General features: G+C 66.8%; 19 protein-coding genes. 10 read left to right on the top strand and 9 right to left on the bottom strand.

Annotated elements, in window-relative coordinates:
- Window positions 1-31: 31 nt before the first annotated feature.
- Window positions 32-958, bottom strand: a complete 927-nt coding sequence (gene pfkB / locus AVCA_RS05500; protein WP_012699867.1) for a 1-phosphofructokinase — start codon at window positions 956-958, stop codon at window positions 32-34.
- Complete coding sequence (ptsP, locus tag AVCA_RS05495) at window positions 958-3831, bottom strand: phosphoenolpyruvate--protein phosphotransferase (RefSeq protein WP_012699866.1); 2874 nt, start codon at window positions 3829-3831, stop codon at window positions 958-960. The genes pfkB and ptsP overlap by 1 nt, the downstream gene beginning before the upstream one ends.
- Window positions 3832-4005: 174 nt before the next feature.
- On the opposite strand from ptsP, the gene cra reads away from it, so the two are divergent.
- On the top strand, window positions 4006-4998 hold the full coding sequence (cra, locus tag AVCA_RS05490) for a catabolite repressor/activator (protein ID WP_012699865.1): 993 nt from the start codon (window positions 4006-4008) through the stop codon (window positions 4996-4998).
- An 11-nt stretch (window positions 4999-5009) separates the two neighbouring features.
- Here the strand turns inward: cra and AVCA_RS05485 are convergent, their stop codons facing one another.
- Window positions 5010-6569, bottom strand: a complete 1560-nt coding sequence (locus AVCA_RS05485; protein WP_012699864.1) for an alkaline phosphatase D family protein — start codon at window positions 6567-6569, stop codon at window positions 5010-5012.
- A gap of 175 nt (window positions 6570-6744) precedes the next feature.
- Here AVCA_RS05485 and AVCA_RS05480 point away from each other — a divergent pair, with 175 nt between their 5' ends.
- Both AVCA_RS05480 and AVCA_RS05475 read left to right on the top strand, forming a co-directional pair.
- Window positions 6745-8121, top strand: a complete 1377-nt coding sequence (locus AVCA_RS05480) for a UDP-glucose dehydrogenase family protein (protein ID WP_012699862.1) — start codon at window positions 6745-6747, stop codon at window positions 8119-8121.
- 62 nt (window positions 8122-8183) lie between these two features.
- Window positions 8184-8963, top strand: a complete 780-nt coding sequence (locus AVCA_RS05475) for a TatD family hydrolase (protein WP_012699861.1) — start codon at window positions 8184-8186, stop codon at window positions 8961-8963.
- Window positions 8964-9123: 160 nt separating this feature from the next.
- Here AVCA_RS05475 and ampE read toward each other — a convergent pair whose 3' ends face one another.
- Both ampE and ampD read right to left on the bottom strand, forming a co-directional pair.
- Window positions 9124-9966 carry a regulatory signaling modulator protein AmpE gene (ampE, locus tag AVCA_RS05470; protein ID WP_012699860.1) on the bottom strand — a complete coding sequence of 281 codons (843 nt, stop codon included), beginning with the start codon at window positions 9964-9966 and terminating at the stop codon, window positions 9124-9126.
- Entirely contained in the window at window positions 9963-10526 is a 564-nt protein-coding gene (gene ampD, locus AVCA_RS05465; RefSeq protein ID WP_012699859.1) for a 1,6-anhydro-N-acetylmuramyl-L-alanine amidase AmpD, read from the bottom strand. The genes ampE and ampD overlap by 4 nt, the downstream gene beginning before the upstream one ends.
- Before the next feature lie 141 nt (window positions 10527-10667).
- Here ampD and nadC point away from each other — a divergent pair, with 141 nt between their 5' ends.
- Complete coding sequence (nadC, locus tag AVCA_RS05460; RefSeq protein WP_012699858.1) at window positions 10668-11516, top strand: carboxylating nicotinate-nucleotide diphosphorylase; 849 nt, start codon at window positions 10668-10670, stop codon at window positions 11514-11516.
- Window positions 11517-12173: 657 nt separating this feature from the next.
- On the opposite strand, the gene AVCA_RS24425 is transcribed toward nadC, so the two are convergent.
- A complete protein-coding gene (locus AVCA_RS24425; protein ID WP_012699856.1) occupies window positions 12174-12671 on the bottom strand; it encodes a pilin in 498 nt (165 codons plus the stop codon).
- A gap of 528 nt (window positions 12672-13199) precedes the next feature.
- On the opposite strand from AVCA_RS24425, the gene pilB reads away from it, so the two are divergent.
- The 5 genes from pilB (at window position 13200) to yacG (ending at window position 18181) form a co-directional block, all read left to right on the top strand.
- Window positions 13200-14900 carry a type IV-A pilus assembly ATPase PilB gene (gene pilB, locus AVCA_RS05450; protein WP_012699854.1) on the top strand — a complete coding sequence of 567 codons (1701 nt, stop codon included), beginning with the start codon at window positions 13200-13202 and terminating at the stop codon, window positions 14898-14900.
- Between the two features lie 224 nt (window positions 14901-15124).
- The gene (locus AVCA_RS05445; protein ID WP_012699853.1) at window positions 15125-16342 is read left to right on the top strand and encodes a type II secretion system F family protein; all 1218 of its coding nucleotides are present in this window, start codon (window positions 15125-15127) and stop codon (window positions 16340-16342) included.
- Between the two features lie 2 nt (window positions 16343-16344).
- Entirely contained in the window at window positions 16345-17214 is an 870-nt protein-coding gene (locus tag AVCA_RS05440) for a prepilin peptidase (RefSeq protein ID WP_012699852.1), read from the top strand.
- A 161-nt stretch (window positions 17215-17375) separates the two neighbouring features.
- Window positions 17376-17984 (top strand): dephospho-CoA kinase, encoded by a 609-nt coding sequence (gene coaE / locus AVCA_RS05435; protein WP_012699851.1) that lies wholly within the window; start codon window positions 17376-17378, stop codon window positions 17982-17984.
- The gene (gene yacG, locus AVCA_RS05430) at window positions 17981-18181 is read left to right on the top strand and encodes a DNA gyrase inhibitor YacG (RefSeq protein ID WP_041806982.1); all 201 of its coding nucleotides are present in this window, start codon (window positions 17981-17983) and stop codon (window positions 18179-18181) included. Before coaE ends, yacG begins: the two co-directional genes overlap by 4 nt.
- Window positions 18182-18286: 105 nt before the next feature.
- Here the strand turns inward: yacG and AVCA_RS05425 are convergent, their stop codons facing one another.
- The 3 genes from AVCA_RS05425 to AVCA_RS05415 are packed head-to-tail and all read right to left on the bottom strand — an operon-like array spanning window position 18287 to window position 19859.
- Entirely contained in the window at window positions 18287-18973 is a 687-nt protein-coding gene (locus tag AVCA_RS05425) for an energy-coupling factor ABC transporter permease (protein ID WP_012699850.1), read from the bottom strand.
- Window positions 18970-19437 carry a hypothetical protein gene (locus AVCA_RS05420; protein WP_012699849.1) on the bottom strand — a complete coding sequence of 156 codons (468 nt, stop codon included), beginning with the start codon at window positions 19435-19437 and terminating at the stop codon, window positions 18970-18972. Before AVCA_RS05420 ends, AVCA_RS05425 begins: the two co-directional genes overlap by 4 nt.
- Window positions 19434-19859, bottom strand: a complete 426-nt coding sequence (locus AVCA_RS05415; protein ID WP_012699848.1) for a GNAT family N-acetyltransferase — start codon at window positions 19857-19859, stop codon at window positions 19434-19436. The genes AVCA_RS05420 and AVCA_RS05415 overlap by 4 nt, the downstream gene beginning before the upstream one ends.
- A 304-nt stretch (window positions 19860-20163) precedes the next feature.
- Between AVCA_RS05415 and AVCA_RS24420 the strand changes: the two genes are divergently transcribed.
- Entirely contained in the window at window positions 20164-20337 is a 174-nt protein-coding gene (locus AVCA_RS24420; protein WP_012699847.1) for a DUF3094 domain-containing protein, read from the top strand.
- The last annotated feature ends 52 nt before the right edge of the window (window positions 20338-20389 follow it).

Genomic DNA, 20389 nt, shown 5'->3' with positions numbered 1-20389 from the left:
AAAAAGAAACCTCTTTTCTTGTTGTGTCGTATCAGGCCAGCGAGGTGACCGTGACGCCCGCCTCCAGGCGCGCCAACTGTTCCCGGTCGTGGATGCCGAAGCCCAGTTGGGTGACCGCCTGGGCGGCGATGGCGGTGGCCAGGCGCAGGGTGCGCTCGGCCGGCCAGCCCTCGAGCAGACCGTGCAGGGTCGCGGCGAGCAGCGAATCGCCGGCGCCCACCGTGCTGACCACCTCGACCCTGGGCGGGCACGCCGCCAGGGCGATACCCGGACCGAACCAACTGGCTCCGGCGGCGCCGCGCGACAGCAGCACATGCTCGACGCCCTGGGCGCGCAGGCGCGGCGCGGCGCCCAGCGCCTCGCTCGCGGCGACGCCGAGGACCTCGGCCAGTTCCTCCTCGTTCGGCTTGACCAGCCAGGGCGCCAGCTCCAGACCGGCACGCAGGGCCGCGCCGCTGCTGTCCAGCACCAGCGGCACCCCGAAGGCTCCGAGCCGGCGCAGCAGCACGGCGAACCATTGCGCCTCCACGCCTTGCGGCAGGCTGCCGGCGACCACCACGGCGTCGTGCCCGCCGACGATCGGCTCCAGCCGTTCGAGCAAGGCTTCGCGATGCTCGGCCTCGACCAGCGGTCCCGGCCCGTTGATATCGGTGATCCGCCCGCTGTGCTCGGTCAGCTTGATGTTGCTGCGGGTCTCTCCCGGCACCCGGACGAAGGCATCGAGGAAACCGCGGCGATGGAACAGCGCCTCGAAAGGCGCCGCGTTGGCGCTGCCGAGAAAGCCGCAGACGGTCACCCGGTGCCCCAGGTCGGCGAGCACCTGGGCGACGTTCAGGCCCTTGCCGGCGGCGTGACTGACCAGCGCCTGGCTGCGGTTGACCGTGCCCGGCTGCAGGCTGTCGAGGCGCAGGGTCAGGTCCAGCGCCGGGTTCAGGGTCAGGGTCAGGATGCGCGCCATCAGTGCGTCTCCCCGACCAGGTCGCGCACCGCACCGGCGCTCTCCAGCGCCAGGGCCCGCTGCGCCAGCGCCCGGCTATGGGCGAGGTCGAGTTCGCGCACCCTGGCCTTGACCAGGGCGATGGAGCGCGCCGAGACGCTCAGTTCGTCCACCCCGAGGCCGACCAGCAGCGGCACGGCGAGCATGTCGCCGGCCAGTTCGCCGCACACGCCGACCCACTTGCCCTCGGCATGGGCCGCCTCGACGGTCATGCCGATCAAGCGCAGGACGGCGGGATGCAGGCCGTCGGCCTGGGCCGACAGGGTCGGATGGCCACGGTCGATGGCCAGGGCGTACTGGGTCAGGTCGTTGGTGCCGATGCTGAAGAAATCCACCTCGCGGGCCAGCACCGGGGCCAGCAGCGCCGCCGAGGGCACCTCGACCATGATGCCGAGTTGCAGGTCGTCGACCGGGATCTCCTCGCGCAGGCGCAGGGCCAGGTCGCGGGCGATGCGCCATTCCTCGACGCCGCCGACCATCGGGAACATGATCCGCAGCGGCCGGCCGTCGGCCGAGGCCAGCAGCGCGCGCAACTGGGTCTCCAGGATGTCCGGGCGCTGCAGGCTCAGGCGGATGCCGCGCACGCCGAGGAAGGGGTTCTCTTCCGCCGGCATCGGCCAGTAGGGCAAGGGCTTGTCGCCGCCGACGTCCAGGGTGCGCACCACCAGCGGCCGGCCGCCGAGGCCGTCGAGCACGCGGCGGTACTCGGCTTCCTGGGCGTGCCGGTCCGGCGCCTGGGCGTGGTCCATGAACACCAGTTCGGTGCGCAGCAGGCCGACCCCCTCGGCGCCCAGCTCGACCGCCTCGGCGCTCTCGCCGCTGGCGCCGATGTTCGCCGCCACCTCCACCGCGTGGCCGTCGCGGGTCACCGCCGGCAGCATGCGCTCGGCGTGGGCGCGCTCGCGGCGCAGCCGGTTGGCCTCGCGCTCGCGGCGTGCCTGCTCGAGGGTCTGCGCGTCCGGCGCGACGCGCAGCACGCCGTGGTCGCCGTCGAGCAGCAACGGGGTGCCCTGGGCCAGCGCCAGCACCGCCTCGCCGGCGCCGACGATGGCCGGAATGCCCAGGGCGCGGGCGATGATCGCGCTGTGCGCGGTGGCGCCGCCGCGGGCGGTGAGAATGCCGGCCACGCGCAGGCGGTTGAGGCTGGCCACGTCGGAGGGCGCCACCTCGTCCATCACCAGGATGTAGGGCTCGTCCGGCTCGCGCGGCGCCTCGACGCCGCACAGGTGCGCCAGCACCCGCCGGCCGATGTCGCGCAGGTCGGCGGCGCGCTCGGCGAGCAGCGCATCGTGCAGGGCCTCCTGCTGCTGCGCCACCGCCTCGGTTTCCACGCTCCAGGCGGCCTCGGCGCTGAAACCGTCGGCCAGACGCGCGTTGACGTCCTCGCGCAGCGTCGGATCGCGCAGCATCGCCTGATGGGTGATGAAGATCTCGCGGACGTTGGCTTCCTCGCTGTCGTCGATCAGCCGCTGGATGTCCGCGGTGACCTGCGCCAGGGCGCTGTCCAAGCGTTGCAGCTCGACCAGCATGCCCTGGCCGCGCTGCGGGTAGTCGAGTTCCAGCGGGGTGCGCACCAGCGCCGGACCGATGGCGATGCCCGGCGCGGCGGCGACCGCCTGCAGACGCGTGCCGGCCGCTGGCGCTCGCGGCCGGACGAAGGTGGAGGTGCCGGGCTCTTCGGACGGCGGCGTCTCGCCCGGCAACGCCAGGGGCTCGATGCTCTCGCCGAGGCCGGCCAGCACGGCCGCCTCGATCGCCGGCAGGGCATCGGCGGCGATCGCCGGTTCGGCGCTGAACTCCAGTGCCTGGCCGCGCCGCGCGCCGAGCGCCAGCAACTTGCTCAGGCTCTTGGCCGACACCCCGCGGCCGCTCTCGCCGGCCAGACGGATGCGGATCTCGCCGTCGAAGGACTGGGCGACCTCGACCAGCGCCTTGGCCGGCCGCGCGTGCAGCCCGTGAGCGTTGGCCAGGGTGACGCGCAGGCTCGGCCAGTCCTCCGGCAGTTCGGCGCCCAGGGCCTCCAGCACGGCACGGCTGCAGGTGGCCTGGCTGAAGGTGGCGCCGCGCCCCTCGATCAGCAGGTCGCAGAGTCGCTCGAGCAACTGGCGGTGCGCTTCGCCCAGGCTGGCCAGGCAGAACAGCCCGGTCAGCGGCTGGCCGTGCAGGACGAGCGGCCGGGCCGGGGTGACGAAGGCGAGCCCGGGTTGCTCCACCGCCTGCTCGCTGTTGAGCCACCAGAGTCCCTCGCCCAAAGGCAGCGGCTGACTCTGCAGCAGGCTGCCGGCGAAGCCGGAAGCCACGCAGCCGGCCCGCTTCAAAAGGCGCGCGCCATGCCAGACCAGTTCGTCGAAGTCCTCGGCGGCCACGCCCAGGCCGATCAGTTGACTGTCCAGGGCCAGTTCGCGCGGCGCGCCCTGCAGCAGCGCGACCAGTTGTTCGGGCTCGCCGGCCTCGCGCAGCGCCTGGCTCAGATCGCCCTCGCCGAGCGCCCGGGTCAGCAGTTGCAGCAGGTGCAGGTGCTCGTCGGAACGGGCGGCGACGGCGATCGCCAGGTAGACCTGCTGGCCATCGCCCCAATCCACGCCGTCGGGGAACTGGATCAGACGCACGCCGGTACGCTTCACCTGGTCGCGGGTTTCCGGCGTGCCATGGGGAATCGCGATGCCCTGGCCGAGGTAGGTCGAGCCCTGGGCTTCGCGGGCCTGCATGCCGGTGAGGTAGCCGGGCTCGACCAACCCGTCGTCTACCAGACCCTCGGCCAGCAACGCCAGCGCCGCCAGCTTGTCAGGCGCGGCGCGGCCCATGCGGATCTGCGCGGCATTCAACTCGAGCATGGAAATCTCCTGATTGTTCTGGTTCTGGCAAGAGCCACCGTCGAGCGCAGGCGACGCCGGTCATTTATGGAAGAATAGTTCAACGGATCGCCTGCTGAATCGTTTCACTGCGGGCTGGCACGTTACCCGATAATGGGCGATCCTTGAAGCCCTGCCGTTACCCAGGATGCAACCTTGAAACTCAGCGATATCGCCCGTCTGGCCCAGGTATCCGTCACCACCGCCAGCTATGTGATCAACGGCCAGGCCGCCCAGCGGCGCATCAGTCCGGCCACCGTGGAACGCGTGCTGGCGGTGGTCGAGCGCTACGGCTATCTACCCGACCAGCAGGCCGCCGGCCTGCGCCGCGGCCAGAGCCGCTGCCTGGGCTTCATCCTCCCGGATCTGGAGAACCCGAGCTATGCGCGCCTGGCCAAACTGCTCGAACAGGGTGCCCGCGCCGTCGGCTACCAGTTGCTGATCGCCAGTTCCGACGACGACCCGGCCAGCGAGCGCCAACTGCTCGAACTGTTCCGCTCGCGGCGCTGCGACGCGCTGATCGTCGCCAGTTGCCTGCCGCAGGACGACCCGCTCTACCGCAACCTGGTCGAGGGCGGGCTGCCGGTGATCGCCGTCGACCGCGCCCTCGACGCCGCGCACATCCGTTCGGTGGTCAGCGACGACCAGTTGGCCGGCGCCCAGCTCACCGCCAGCCTGCTCGACCCGCCGCCGCGGCACATCGCGCTGATCGACGCCTACAGCGCCCTGCCGATCAGCCAGGCCCGCGAGCGCGGTTTCCACCAGGCCCTGGAAGGCTTCGAAGGAATCGTCAGCGTACACCATGCCGAGCAGTTCAGCCGGGCCTGCGGCTGCCGGCAGATGCGCGAGCTGCTGAACGGCGCGGACCGGCCGGACGCCCTGGTGACCACCTCCTACGTGCTGCTCGAAGGCGTCTTCGAGGCGCTGCGCGACTACCCGGCGGAGACGTTCGCCGACCTGCGCCTGGCCACCTTCGGCGACGCCCAGTTGCTGGACTTCGTGCCGCTGCGGGTCAATACCATCGCCCAGCAGTACGACCGCATCGCCGAACGGGTGCTCGAGCGGACCCTGCGCGCCATCGAGGGCGACTACCAGCCGGGGATCGAGGCCATCCCGCGCACCCTGAAGGTGCGCCGCGGACAGGCGTAGGCGGAAACGGCTCAGGTCGGCTGCAACTCCCGGCCGTACACCGCCACGCCGTCGATGTCCCGCAGGCTGACCCGCAGCAGGCCGCTCCGTGCCTCGATCTCCACCTCGCCGAAGAACTGGTAGCCGGCCAGCGGCGAGCTGTTGGCCACCGGCGGCGCCTTCTGGAACACCACCTCGGGTCCGAAGGTGCGGTCCAGCGGATTGGGGCCGAAGCTGCCGGCGTTGAGCGGGCCGGCGACGAACTCCCAGAACGGCTCGAAATCCTGGAAGACCGCCCGCTCCGGGCTGTAGTGGTGAGCCGCGCAGTAGTGCACGTCGGCGGTCAGCCAGACGATGTTGCGGATATCCTGCCGGCGGATGAAGGCCAACAGTTCGGCGATCTCCAGCTCGCGGCCGAGGGCCGGCCCGTCGTTGCCGTTGGCGATCGCCTCCCAGCGTCGCCGGCCCTGGGCGTCCTCGCCGTCGGGGATGAGCAGGCCGACCGGCATGTCCGCGGCGATCACCTTCCACAGCGCCCTCGAGGCACGCAGCTCGCGCTTCAGCCAGTCGAGCTGGGGATGGCCGAGGAAGGCGGTGCCCGGCCCCTGGCGCGGCTGCAGGTTGTCGCTGTTGGCATCGCGGTAGCTGCGCATGTCCAGCACGAACACCTCCAGTTGCGGACCGTAGTCGAGCTTGCGGTAGATGCGCCCGGCGCCGTCCGGGCGCAGCACGCGCATCGGCGAATACTCGAGGAAGGCCTGGCGGCCGCGGGCGGCGAGCAGGCCGATGTCGCGCACCCGGTAGCGGTCGTCCAGTTCCTTGCCCGGCGACCAGTTGTTGGTCACCTCGTGGTCGTCCCACTGCCAGATCTGCGGCACCTCGGCGTTGAAGCGGCGCAGATTGTCGTCGAGCAGGTTGTAGCGGTAATTGCCGCGGAACTCGTCGAGGGTCTCGGCCACCTTGCTCTTCGCCTCGGTGACCAGGTTCTTCCACACCTGGCCGTCGGCGGTCTGGATCTGCGCGCTGATCGGTCCGTCGGCATAGACGCAGTCGCCGCTGTGCAGGAAGAAATCCGGCTGGCGCCGGCGCATGGCCTCGTAGATGCGCATGCCACCGATCTCCGGATTGATGCCGAAGCCCTGCCCGGCGACGTCGCCGCCCCAGACGAAGCGGATGTCCCGTGCCTGCGCCGGGGCGCTGCGCAGGTGGCCGAACCAGGGCTCGCCGAGGCTGCCGTCGCGGGCGTCCTCGAAACGCACCCGGTAGAAGATCGACTGGTCCGGCGGCAGGCCGCTCAGGTCGATGCGCGCGGTGAAGTCGCGGCTGGCGTCGGTCACCTCCCCTACCAGCCGCCGCGGCGCGCTGAACACGCTGCGGGTGTCCCACTCGACGATCATCCGCGCCGCCCGGTCGCAGCGGCTCCAGATCACCGCGCGATCGCCCTGCAGGTCGCCGGACTGCACACCGTCGGCGATGCGCGGCCGGGCGCCGGGAGCGGCGATCAGCGCCGGGGCGCAGCCCATCCCCGGCAGCAGCAGGCCGGCGCCGAGTCCCTTCAGCAGGCGACGGCGGTGGCTATCGATATCGCTCATGTACGTCTTCCCATACGGACCCCGAGGAAACAACGGTTTAAGCCATTCCCTTGACCGGAACATGACGGAAGACGCCAACCGTCCCGGTCCGCCGATCCGCCACGGGATCGTAAAGTCCCTGACACATCGCTGCGCCAGCATCGCTGCATCGCTTGCGCACTCGGGAGTATCGGTCTTGAAAATCAGTGTCTTCGGCATCGGTTACGTGGGTCTGGTGCAGGCCGCGGTCATGGCGGAGGTCGGCCACGACGTGCTCTGCATGGACATCGACGCGGTCAAGATCGCCCAATTGCAGCGCGGCCAGGTGCGCCTCTACGAGCCCGGCCTGGCCGAGCTGGTGCGGGAGAGCCTGGAGGCCGGGCGACTGCGCTTCAGCACCGACGAGCGGGCGGCCGTCGAGCACGGCCGGGTAGCGTTCATCGCCGTCGGCACCGACTCGCAGGCGGACGGTTCGGCCAACCTCGCCGGCGTGCTGGCAGTCAGCGACGCCATCGCCCGCCATCGCCGCGATCCGCTGGTGATCGTCGAGAAGTCCACCGTGCCGGTCGGCACCGGCGACCGCCTGCAGGCGCGCATCGCCAGGGCCGTGAAGGACGCCGGGCGGAATCTGGACTTCGAGATCGTTTCCAACCCGGAATTCCTCAAGGAAGGCTCGGCCCTGGCCGACTGCCGCAGGCCGGACCGCATCATCGTCGGCAGCACCTCGGCGCATGCCCGCGAAACCATGCGCGAACTCTACGAACCGTTCAACCGCAACCACGACCGCATGCTGTTCATGGACCTGCGCAGCGCTGAGCTGACCAAGTACGCGGCCAACTGCATGCTCGCCACCAAGATCAGCTTCATCAACCAGATGGCCGAGCTGGCCGAGCATCTGGGCGCCGACATCGAAGCGGTGCGCCAGGGCATCGGCGCCGACCCGCGCATCGGCTACCACTTCATCTACCCCGGTTGCGGCTACGGCGGCTCGTGCTTTCCCAAGGACCTGCGGGCGCTGATCCACAGCGCCGGCGAAGCGGGCTGCGCCAGCGACCTGCTGCAGGCGGTCGAAGCGGTCAATGCGCGGCAGAAGGGCAAGCTGTTCGAACTGGTGCGCCGCCATTTCGGCGACGACCTGCGCGGGCGGACCTTCGCCCTCTGGGGACTGGCCTTCAAGCCGAACACCGACGACATGCGCGAAGCGCCCAGCCGCGACCTGATGGAAGCGCTGTGGGCCGCCGGCGCGCGGGTGCGCGCCTACGACCCGGAGGCCATGCACGAGGCTCAGCGGCTCTACGGCGACGACGAGCGGCTGCAGTTGATGGGCACCCCGGAGGCCGTGCTGAGCGGCGCCGACGCCCTGCTGATCTGCACCGAATGGCAGCAGTTCAAGGCCCCGGACTTCGCGCTGATCGCCCGCAAGCTGGCGGCTCCGGTGATCATCGACGGCCGCAACCTGTTCGACCCGGAACGCCTGGCCCGTTACGGCCTGCGCTATTTCGCCATCGGCCGCGGCGAGCGCCTGCCGGCTCTCGGCAGCCCGCAGGCGGACAGTCTGCAGCGCACGGCCTGAACCGGGCAGGCGACGACGGGATATCCTTGGAGAAACCCGCTCTCCCAAGGAGTCCGCCGCCGGTGCGCCTGATCGACACCCACAACCACCTCGATTTCTCCGACTTCGACGCCGACCGCGCCGCCGTGCTGAGCCGCAGCCGGGCACTGGGCGTCGACCGACAGGTGCTGGCCGGGGTGTACCGCGCGAACTGGCAGCGGGTGTGGGACCTGGCCTGCGCCGAGCCCGGCCTGTACGCCGCTCTCGGCCTGCACCCGGTCTATCTGGAGCGGCACCATGCGAGCGACCTGCGGGAACTCGGCGCCTGGCTGCAGCGCCTGCGCGGCGACGGCCGGCTCTGCGCGATCGGCGAGTTCGGTCTCGACTACTATCTGGCGGAACTGGATCGCGAACGCCAGCAGGCGCTGTTCGAGGCCCAGTTGCGGCTGGCGACGGACGTGGAGTTGCCGGTCCTGCTGCACGTGCGGCGCGCCCATGCCGCGACCGTCGCCACCCTGAAACGCCTGCGCCCGCCCCGCGCCGGCATCGTCCATGCCTTCAGCGGCAGCCGCGAGGAAGCGCGGGAATACCTGAAACTGGGTTTTCGCCTGGGGCTCGGCGGCGCGCCGACCTGGCCCCAGGCCAACCGCCTGCGCAAGGTCGTCGCCGAACTGCCGCTGGAGGCCGTGGTGCTGGAAACCGACGCCCCGGACATGGCGCCGGCGATGCACCCGGGCATGCGCAACAGCCCGGAGCATCTGCCGGACATCTGCGCCGCCCTCGCCGCGATCATGCGAGTCGAACCGCAGGTCCTGGCCGAGGCCAGCACGCGCAACGCCTGCGAACTGTTCAACTGGCGCTGAGCGGGACCGCGGTCCTCGCCGGCGAAACTCCCGAAGCGCGCCGATGATGGCGGATGAATCGGCCCCATGGCATCGGCTGGAAAACCGCGTAGCGTTTTCCGTCGGAATCCGCGGTTGGTGGACGGCCGAAGCCATCCACCCCATGGGGCGGGCAGCCGGCCTAGAGAAACAGAATCGCCAGCGCCATCACCACGTACCAGAGCATCCCGGCGCGCACCAGCAGTTGCCACAGCTCGTCCAGGGTCATCAGCCCCGCCTCGCCGGCCAGCACCTCCGCCTCCAGCCCCTCGTTGGCCGCCCGTCCGGCCTCGATCACCACTTTCGCCGCCGGTACCTCGCGATCCGACAGATAGCGCAGCAGCACGCGGAACACCGCGCCGAAATTGCCGACCAGGGCGAAGCTCAGGGCCAGGCCCCGTGCCGGCAGCCAGTCGAGCAGATGGCGCAGGCGCACCGAATGCTCGCGCAGGGCCGGCAGGCTCGTGTGCTCGCCGGTCAGCGCCGTCAGGCGATAGGCCAGCACCGCCACGGGCCCGAGCAGGGCGTACCAGAAGATCACCGCGAAGAAGCTCTGATAGGCCTGCCAGAGCAGGTAGCCCTGTACCCGGCGCAGCAGCGACAGGCTCTCCTCGGCCCCCACCGCCAGATCGCGCTCGGCCGCCAGACAGGCGGCTTCGCTGTCGCCGCGCCGCCAGGCCTCGCGGAACGGCTTCAGCTCGGTCAGGATATCGCCGCGTCCCAGGCTGTAGACCAGCACGAAAACATGCAGCGGCAGCGCCAGCCAGCCGTAGAGCGGGAGCGACAGCAGCGCCAGCAGCACGCCCAGCACCAGCGCCGACAACAGCACCAGACGGAACAGCGCGCGCCGCGGATCGCCGGCCAGATCCGGGTTCGTCTCGACCCGGTCCAGCAGCCTCAGCCAGAAAATGTCCTGCTGGATGTGCAGGCGCCAGCGGGAAAACCGTTCCACCAGCAGGGCCAGCAGGAGCACCAGAAACGTCATCGAATATCTCCCGGATCGGACAGGGCGGTGCGGTAGCGCACCCAATCGAACGCCAGCCCCGGATCGGTCTTGCGCTGCGGGGCGATATCGGCATGGCCACGGATGCGCCGGACATCGAGCGCCGGATAGGCCTTCAGCAGCAGACGGGTGAGGATCGTCAGGCTGGCGTACTGGGCGTCGCTGTACGCTAGTTCGTCGGTGCCTTCCAGCTCGATGCCGAGGGAGAAGTCATTGCAGTTCTCGCGTCCCTCGAAGCACGACTGCCCGGCGTGCCAGGCACGTTCCAGGCAGGAGACGAACTGGGTGACCGCCCCGTCGCGCTCGATGAAGAAATGCGCCGACACCCGCAGCGCGGCGATGGACGCGAAATAGGGATGCTCGTCCGCCGGCAGGCAGTTGCGGAAGAACTGCTGCACCTTGCCGGTGCCGAAACAGCCCGGCGGCAGGCTTATGTTGTGGATCACCAGCAGGGAAACTTCACCTTGTGGGCGGGCATTGAAATTCGGCGACGGACAATGGCGGATACCCTGGAACCAACCGGTGGAGGGGTCGAACTGCATGCATCTCTCCTGAAACCAGCCGACACTCTAGAGCAGCCGGGCCGCCGGGCCAAGCGATGTGCTGCCGCGCAACGACTCCGTACTGCACGGGAGACGGCACGCCCCCTATAATCCGGGGCACCCCACCTGCCGGAGTCCTTCATGCCAGACCTCATCCTTGCCGATCTGAGCGCCGAAATCGCGGCCAACGTCCGCCGCGCCCTGGCCGAGGACATCGGCGGCGGCGACATCACCGCGCAACTGATTCCCGAAGGCCGCCAGGCCCGGGCCCGCGTCATCACCCGCGAGGCGACGGTGATCGCCGGCAGCGCCTGGGTCGACGAAGTGTTCCGCCAGATCGACCCGCGCGTCGCCGTGCGCTGGGAGGTCGCCGACGGCGAACGGGTCGACGCCGACAAGCTGCTGTTCAGCCTGGAGGGCCCGGCCCGGGCCTTGCTCAGCGGCGAACGCAGCGCCCTGAACTTCCTCCAGACCCTGTCCGCCGTGGCCACCCGCTGCCGCTACTACGCCAATCTGGTCGAGGGCACCCCGGTGCGCCTGCTGGACACCCGCAAGACCCTCCCCGGCCTGCGCCTGGCGCAGAAGTACGCGGTCACCTGCGGCGGCTGCCACAACCACCGCATCGGCCTGTTCGATGCCTTCCTGATCAAGGAAAACCACATCGCCGCCTGTGGCGGTATCGCCGCGGCGGTCGCCACGGCCCGGCGCATCGCGCCCGGCAAGCCGGTGGAAGTCGAGGTCGAGGACCTGCAAGAGCTCGACCAGGCCCTGAACGCCGGCGCCGACATCGTCATGCTCGACGAACTCAGCCTCGAAGACATGCACATCGCCGTGCGCCGTACCGCCGGCCGGGCCAAGCTGGAAGCCTCCGGCGGCATCAACGAAAGCAGCCTGCGCCGGATCGCCGAAACCGGCGTCGACTATATCTCCCTCGGTACCCTGACCAAGGACATCAAGGCAGTGGATCTGTCGATGCGGCTGCAGTTGTGAAGGAGTTCACCTTTTCCTGCCACCCGGCGCTTGAGCCATTCGCTACGAATATTCAGGCACGAAATTCGATATTCGCTGCGCTTCCGGATCGAACCGTTACGGCAGGAATACTCGATATTCACCTGGAAACAGCCGGCCCACGCATTCCAGGCAACACCACAAGGGTTCGTTTCCAGGGCCTGGCGCTCGGTCGTCGGTTCGCGGTACAGCAGCGCAAGGTGACGTGACGTGGACATCGCCACAGTCGTTGCCTTGGCGAACAGGAATGCTCGGCTTGCCCGGGCGATCCTCGGCCGGAGTGAAAGTCATCGGCCCGGCCAAGGGGTCCAGGCCGTACACCCTGGAAAACGTTGAGTCGAAGATCCACCACGATTGCACAGTGACATGCAGCAATGGCGAACCGGCCTGTGCGAAACCTGCCTTTGCTCCAGGCCCACTGATCACCGAGGCCGCCAGGGCGGAGCGGCTATTCGTCATGACTCAAGACAAACACGTCTTCGCCGAAAGCCGAATATGCGGAAGCAGTCGTACCACGTCGTCGACAAGAATTTTCACTGGCAACCAGGGGAGTCCATATAGAGAAAGCCCGCCGGACATGACGAGAAACCACGCGTGGGGCGGCGGGTTACATTCCCCCTACAAGGCTACGAAGCTGAATTAACGACAGCTAGCGGGCAGATACTTAGACTCTATGCCATTCGATGCGGCCGATTGACACTTCCATCCTTTTACAGAGTTCAGAGTTGTGCGATTGAAATCCGCAGCACTAGCAGCGGCGGACAAGCCTGCGTCGGTATAAGGAACAAACTCCAGAGCGGTATTAGTGCCAAGTTGGGAAATATTTTGGGCAACGACAGTAATAACCCCGACTGCAGAGGTGTTAACCGATGCCACATACTGGGATGGAGCATCGGCACCACTAGCAGTCTCACCACAACCGAACCCATCGGCGGTTGCATCAGCAGCGAAACCAATCTGCGAGGCTTCGGTAATCGCGATGCGGCAACTGGAGGCTGCCAATACAACTTCGGAAACCTTGGCACGCGCAGTGTAATCCTGATAAGCCGGCAACGCTACCGCAGCCAAAATCCCGATGATCGCCACCACCATCATCAATTCGATCAGGGTAAAACCATTCTGCGCTTGAGCTTTCATGAAACATCTCCTTGAAGTATTCAGGCATTCTTCCTGGACTGCCAGACTCATTGAAGGCAATGTACCAGTCATACCTGACCTCTTCCGTGATGCTCTAGACCTTTGAGGGCTAAAAATGCTTGCGCAAAATTGTCTGAAAGTTTCATCGTCATCAAGCCTCGACTTATAAATCGGTATTTAAACCGCCCCGAGACATGAGTAACGAATCACAAAACAACAACCTGTAACTGTGACGAAGTTCCCCAGCCTCCTGCCGTAGAAACATGCAGAAATCGCCAACCCGGCATACTCTTACAACAGCCCGACTCCCAAGGCTGCCAACTTCTGAAATTTTCCGTCACTCGGTCACTTCGAATTGGCGGCTGAGTTACAAGGCGAGTCATTGCCCATACAGGGAAACACTCCCTATTTTTCGACTCATGCTCCAGCCTTCCCGGTGAGTAAGGGATGGGAATGAGCTTGAGAGCACTCGGCGGCGACCGGCCCTCGGCTCGTCATCTTTTCCTGGCGCAGAGAGCTGTCCACCCGATGCACGACGACATTTCCCTCCACGGTCTGGCACGGCAGATGGTGCTGGCCGGACTGATCGACGAGAAGACGGTCCTGCAGGCCCAGCGGCAGGCACAGCGCAACCAGACCCCACTGGTCACCTGGCTGGTGCAGAACAAGCTGGTCAAGAGCCGGGGGTTGGCGGAGCTGGCCGCGGAGCAGTTCGGCATCGCCCTGTTCGATCTCGGGACGCTGGAGCGGGAAAACCAGCCCCGCGACCTGCTCAGCGAGAAACTGATCCGCCAACATCGCGCTCTGCCGTTGTGGCGGCGCGGCAACCGGCTGTTCGTGGCGATTTCCGACCCGACCAACCACGAGGCAATTCGTGAGATCCGCTTCGGCACCGGGCTGAACACCGAAGCCATCCTGGTCGAGGACGACCGTCTGGGCGAAGCCATGGAGAAGTACTTCGAGGGCGCCGACACCGCCCTGGACGATCTCGCAGACGCCGGGCTGGACGGCCTCGATATCGAAGCCGGCGACCGGCATGACGAAGCGCTCAATCCGGCCGGAGATGCCGAAGATGCGCCGGTGGTGCGCTTCATCAACAAGATATTGCTGGATGCGATCCGCCGCGGCTCCTCGGATCTGCACTTCGAACCCTACGAGAAGAGCCACCGGGTGCGTTTTCGCACCGACGGCATCCTCCATGAGGTGGCCCGGCCGCCCGTCCGGTCGGCGCCGAAGATCGCCGCGCGCCTGAAAGTGATGGCCGGGCTGGATATCTCCGAGCGGCGCAAACCGCAGGACGGTCGGATCAGGATGAAGCTGCCGAAGGGCAAGGCCATCGACTTTCGGGTCAACACCCTGCCCACGCTGTGGGGCGAAAAGGTGGTGATGCGGATTCTCGACCCGTCCAGCGCGCAGATGGGTATCGATGCCCTCGGCTACGAGGAGAGCCAGAAGGCGCTCTACCTGGAGGCACTGAGCCAGCCGCAGGGCATGATCCTGGTGACTGGTCCGACCGGTTCGGGCAAGACGGTGTCCCTGTATACCGGCCTGAACATTCTCAATACCGCGGAGGTGAATATCTCCACCGTCGAGGACCCGGTGGAAATCAACCTGGAAGGCATCAACCAGGTCAACGTCAACCCACGCCAGGGCATGGACTTCTCCCAGGCGCTGCGCGCCTTCCTGCGCCAGGACCCGGACATCATCATGGTCGGCGAGATCCGCGACCTGGAAACCGCGGAGATCGCCATCAAGGCCGCACAGACCGGCCACATGGTGATGTCCACCCTGCACACCAACAGCGCGGCGGAAACCCTGACCCGCCTGCGCAACATGGGGGTGCCCTCCTTCAATATCGCCACCTCGGTGAACCTGATCATCGCCCAGCGCCTGGCGCGCAAGCTGTGCGCCTGCAAGCAGGCGGTGGACATTCCCCACGAAACGCTGCTCGCCGAGGGATTTCCGGAAGAGCGCATCGGCGCCTTCAGGCTTTATGCCCCGACCGGTTGCGAGAACTGCAACGGCGGCTACAAGGGCCGGGTCGGCATTTATGAAGTGGTTAAAATCACTCCGGCCCTGCAGCGCATTATCATGGGGGACGGCAACTCCATCGATATCGCCCGGCAGATGCGCGCCGAGGGTTTCAACGACTTGCGCGCATCGGCCCTGTGGAAAGCAATGCAGGGCGTCACCAGCCTGGAAGAAGTCAACCGCGTCACCAAGGACTAGCGCATGTTCATGAAATATCCACTCGCGGCGGCTGCGATCCGGGCGTGGCGGCCTATAGCGCCCTCTCCCCGGAGCAAGCCGTAACACCCCGCAGGAGCAGGCTCCTGCGACAAGCAGCATGGTGCGGGAAAAACGGGTTTCCCGGTCCTCTCTCCATCACTTTCCGGCTTGTGCCGACTCCAAACGGCAACGCAACCCAGAAACACTCGATGACAGGCCCCGACATGGCGGAAAAAGCGTTGAAAATCAGTCTGTTCACCTGGGAGGGCATCGACCGGCGCGGTGCCAGGATCAAGGGAGAACTGAACGGGAGAAATCCGGCGCTGGTCAAGGCGCAACTGCGCAAGCAGGGCATCAATCCGACCAGGGTACGCAAGAAGGCCGGCTCGCTGTTCGGCGGCGACCAGAAGATCAAACCGCTGGATATCGCCCTGTTCACCCGGCAGATGGCCACCATGATGAAGGCAGGCGTGCCGCTGCTGCAGGCCTTCGACATCATCTCCGAGGGTTTCGACAAACCGGCCATGCGCAAGCTGGTGGACGAAGTGAAACAGGAGGTGGCGGCGGGCAACGGTTTCGCCGCTTCACTGCGCAAGAAGCCCCGCTATTTCGACAACCTCTACTGCAACCTGGTGGAGTCCGGCGAGCAGTCCGGCGCCCTGGAAAGCCTGCTGGAGCGGATCGCCACCTACAAGGAGAAGACCGAGGCGCTGAAGGCCAGGATCAAGAAGGCGATGACCTACCCCATCGCGGTGATCCTGGTGGCGATCGCCGTCTCGGCCATTCTGCTGATAAAGGTGGTACCGCAATTCCAGTCGGTGTTCGCCAACTTCGGTGCCGAACTGCCGGCGCTCACGCTGCTGGTCGTCAACCTGTCGGAAGTTCTGCAGGAATACTGGTTCTACGCGCTGCTCGGAATACCCATCGCAGTTCTCATCCTGAAGCAGGCCCACCGGCGCTCCGAGGCGTTTCGCAACTGGACGGATCGCAGCCTGCTGAAGCTGCCGATCGTCGGCCAAATCCTCTACAAGTCGGCGGTGGCCCGCTTCGCCCGCACCCTGTCCACCACTTTCGCCGCCGGTGTGCCGCTGGTCGACGCACTCGACTCGGTGGCCGGCGCCACCGGCAACGTGGTGTTCCGCAACGCCACCGAGAAGGTCAAGGCCGACGTCACCACCGGCATGCAACTGAACTTCTCCATGCGCACCACCGGCACCTTCCCCAGCATGGCGATCCAGATGACCGCCATCGGCGAGGAGTCCGGCACGCTGGACGAGATGCTCGACAAGGTGGCGGGCTTCTACGAGGCCGAAGTGGACAACATGGTGGACAGCCTGACCGGTTTGCTGGAGCCGATGATCATGGCGGTGCTCGGCGTGCTGGTCGGCGGCCTGATCGTCGCCATGTACCTGCCGATCTTCCAGTTGGGCTCCGTGGTCTGAACATGTCCATCGTCGATCTTCTGGCCGGCCCCGGACTGGCCTTCGCCGTTTTCGCGGGGCTGCTGGGCCTGCTGGTCGGCAGCTTTCTCAACGTGGTCGTCCACCGCCTGCCGAAGATGATGCTGCACGACTGGCAGGCACAGGCGCGGGAAGTGCTGGAACTGCCCAACGAGCCTCCCGGCGAGCCTTTCAATCTGCTGCTGCCCCACTCCCATTGCCCACATTGCGGGCACGCGATCAGGCCCTGGGAGAACATCCCCCTGCTCAGCTGGCTGCTCCTGGGTGGCCGCTGCTCGGCCTGCAAGGCCCGGATCGGCGCGCGCTACCCCCTGGTGGAGCTGACCTGCGGGCTGCTTTCGGCCCATGTCGCCTGGCATTACGGCTTCGGCTGGCAAGCCGGCGCCATGTTGTTGCTCGGCTGGGCTCTGCTGGCCATGAGCCTGATCGACTACGATCATCAACTGCTGCCGGATTCGCTGGTGCTGCCGCTGCTCTGGCTGGGCCTGATCCTCAACAGCTTCAGTCTGTTCGTTTCCCTGGAGGACGCCCTCTGGGGCGCGGTGACCGGCTACCTCAGCCTGTGGTCGGTGTACTGGCTGTTCAAGCTGTTCACCGGCAAGGAAGGCATGGGCTACGGCGACTTCAAGCTGCTGGCGATGCTCGGCGCCTGGGGTGGCTGGCAGATCCTGCCGCTGACCGTACTGCTCTCCTCGCTGGTCGGCGCCATGCTGGGGATCGTCATCCTGCGCCTGCGCAAGGCCGAAAGCGGCACGCCGATCCCCTTCGGTCCCTTTCTCGCCTTCGCCGGCTGGATCGCCCTGCTCTGGGGCGAGCAGATCACCGCCGGCTACCTGCGCTTCGCCGGTCTGTAAGGACAGAGCCCGCCTTGGCCTTTCTGCGGATTGCCAAGAACCGGACTTTCGCCGTGTCCGGCGGCGTGCAGCCGCCTTACGCAAGGGCCATGGGTCACGAAGCGTTGCATATCCGCCGGCAACAGGGTATCTAGCACGGCACTGCGGCACTGGGAGCGCTCATGAAACCCTGGATTCTCGGCCTGACGGGCGGCATCGGCAGCGGCAAGAGCGCCGCCGCCCAGCATTTCAGAACGCTAGGCGTGCCGCTGGTGGACGCCGACGAGGCGGCGCGCTGGGTGGTCGAGCCCGACCGCCCGGCCCTGGCGAAGATCGCCGAGCATTTCGGCGCGGACGTTCTTCAGCCCGACGGATACCTCGATCGCGCCGCGCTGCGCGCCCGGATTTTCCAGAACGCCGAGGAGCGCCGCTGGCTGGAGCGATTGCTGCATCCGCTGATACGCCAGGAAATCCGCAGCTATCTCGAGCGCGCCACCTCGCCTTATGCCATTCTGGTTTCACCCCTGCTGCTGGAAACCGATCAGCACAGGATGACCCAGCGCATCCTGGTCATCGATGTGCCCGAATCCCTGCAGCTCGAGCGTGCCATGCAACGCGACCGGGCCGACCGGAAACAGGTCGAGGCGATCATCAAGACCCAGGCCGGCCGCGAAGAGCGCCTGCGTCGAGCCGATGACGTAGTGATGAACGACCGAGACCTCGCCTGGCTGCACAGCGAGATCGAACGCCTGCACCGGCTCTACCTGACCCTGCGCGGAGGCCAGCCATGAAACAACCCTTGACGGTAGCCTGCCCCACCTGTCGAGCGCCGGTCGAATGGGGCCCGCAAAGCCCGCACCGGCCATTCTGCAGCGAGCGCTGCAAACTGATCGACTTGGGCGCCTGGGCAGCCGAGGAACATGCGATCCCCGGCGACAGCCTGGAAGGCGAACTGTTTTCCGAAGAACTGCCGCCCCGCGGCCACTGAACTGTCCCGAACGGTTCGCAGGGCGGCTGCAACCCTCCGCCGTTTCCGGGATCGTCCTCGATCCCTCCCGGAGGGGCGCGCCCTTGCGTGCCGGCGCGCTATCGGTCAGCGCGGCTCGTCATCCTTCCACGGCGCCTGCAGGTAACGGCTGCGGTTGAAGGTCTCCAGCCACTCCGGGCAGTACACCACCAGGCCGCTGATGACCGCTCCATTGATGAATGCCTCGGGGAACATCACCAGCCACAGATAGCCGAGGTAATCCTGCAGCCACGGCGGCATTTCGTACCGGCCGTCCAGCCACAGCACGGCGAATCCGGCCAGCAGGCAGGTCAGGGCGCTCAACCCGGCGGGAAAGAAGCCCGAACAGAAGATGTAGACAAACAGGTTGCGCGGCTGCGCACGCTCGACCAGCAGGGCGCAGCCTTCGGTGATCGCCACGGGAATGCCCACCAGCAGCAGGCCGTTGACGCCCAGCGCCGCCAGATCCTGCCGCCCCAGTAGCAGTAGCCCGAGCTGCGCAGCCAATCCGACGAGCATCGCCAGCGGCCAGTCGAGCAGCAGGGTCACCGCCGTCATGCCGATAAAGTGAAAGGAGAGTCCGGAAACGAAATCGCGCCGCACCAGCCAGAGCAGGAACAGCGCCAGGACGGTGCCGAACACCAGGTGCTGGCGCCGGCTGTCGCTGAACAACTCCAGCCAGGGCGCACGCCAAACGGCATAGAGCATGAGTCCCAGATAAAGGCCCGCACCGATCAGCCGGGTATCGGGCGCCAGCAGATCGGCGGCGATCACGGCGCCGCCTGCTCCAGGGCCTCGACCAGGGTCCCGGCATCGGCGAACTCGCGCATGGCGCGCAACCGCCCCTGCTCCAGATCGAGCCACAGCACCTTGGCCGGATCGCCCGGATAACGGGAAGCGACCCGGGCATCGCGATCGAGCAACACGCGATAGGGATAGTCACGCATCGCCGGAATGGCGAACAGCCGGGCGACCAGCGAGGGCATGCGGCTGATGTCGGCGACGAACACGGCCCTGCGCGCCTCCAGGTAGCCCTGCGGCCTCGTCTTGAGCGCCGCCTCGACCAGCCGGGCGCCATCCATGCTGCGCGCGATCAGCAGAACGCGGGTTTCCTCGTTCAGGCTGTAGGCCTGCTCATGCTGGTCCAGCAGGGTCCAGGGCGTGAGCCGTTCGCCCACTTCGAGCGCCAGCGCCCAGAGGGGCGCCAGGGCAAGCACGATGCCGGCGAAGATCCTCACTCGCTGCTCCTCCGCGTGGAATAGACTTGAATGTCGCTGCGCCTCTCCCAGCCGGTCTGTGCCGACCAGAAAGTCTGTGCCAGGGGGGCGTCCCGCAGGACGAAGACATGGGACTTGCCGATCCCCAATCGCGCGAGCCTGGCCAGCGCCTCGTCCAGCAGCGCCCGGGCGAAGCCGCGACCACGGCAAGTCTGGTCGACGGCCAGATGTTGCAGGTAACCGCGGCGCCCGTCATGACCGACCAGCAATGAGGCAACGATTCGTCCATCGAGTTCGATCAGCAGGCTAAGTTCCGGATTGCGGGCAAGGTAGGCACAGAAGGGTTCGTAGCCATCTTCGTCACGCAATTGCAAACCCGGCGTACGCTGCCAGAGCGCCAGCAAGGCCGGATGATCGGCAGGTGCGATGGGGCGGATGGGCATGGAAAACTCCGGAAAACGGACGATGAAGTCTATACGGGTCGCGACCGGACCGGCGGGCGGCAAGGAGCCATCATGAGGGTGGGCAGACAAACGTTTGGGAAGCCCCTGGAGAGGCCGCTCCAGAGATATATCCCGTGATTGGCCGCTACCGTTGAGCGGACTTCGACCATTTTAAAAAATTTAGCCAAAAGACATATTGCCAGCCGAGCGGCACAACGAGTTATGATTCATGTCAACAATCCAGCGAGCATTTCGGCCTGCCCAAATGTCGCATGGAAGGATTTCACAGAATGTCGAGCCCTGCATGCCAAGCCGCCTGAGCCCCGATGATCAGCAACGTGTCGATGAGTACCTGAGCGCCCCGCAGCATCAGGTGGAACGCCAGCCGTTCCGCCCATGGCGCCTCGCATTGATCGTGCTGGCCGTGGTTGTCTGCCTGGGCCTGCTGAGCCGAATTCTGGGTCGCCTGGCGCTATGAGCTGCCTTGCGCTCGCCCCCGCGACCCCTACCCCGGTTTTTTCTGGCCTTAT

Origin of the sequence: Azotobacter vinelandii CA, assembly GCF_000380335.1 — a bacterium.
Classification (GTDB): domain Bacteria; phylum Pseudomonadota; class Gammaproteobacteria; order Pseudomonadales; family Pseudomonadaceae; genus Azotobacter; species Azotobacter vinelandii.
This window is presented reverse-complemented; position numbering and strand designations above follow the sequence as displayed.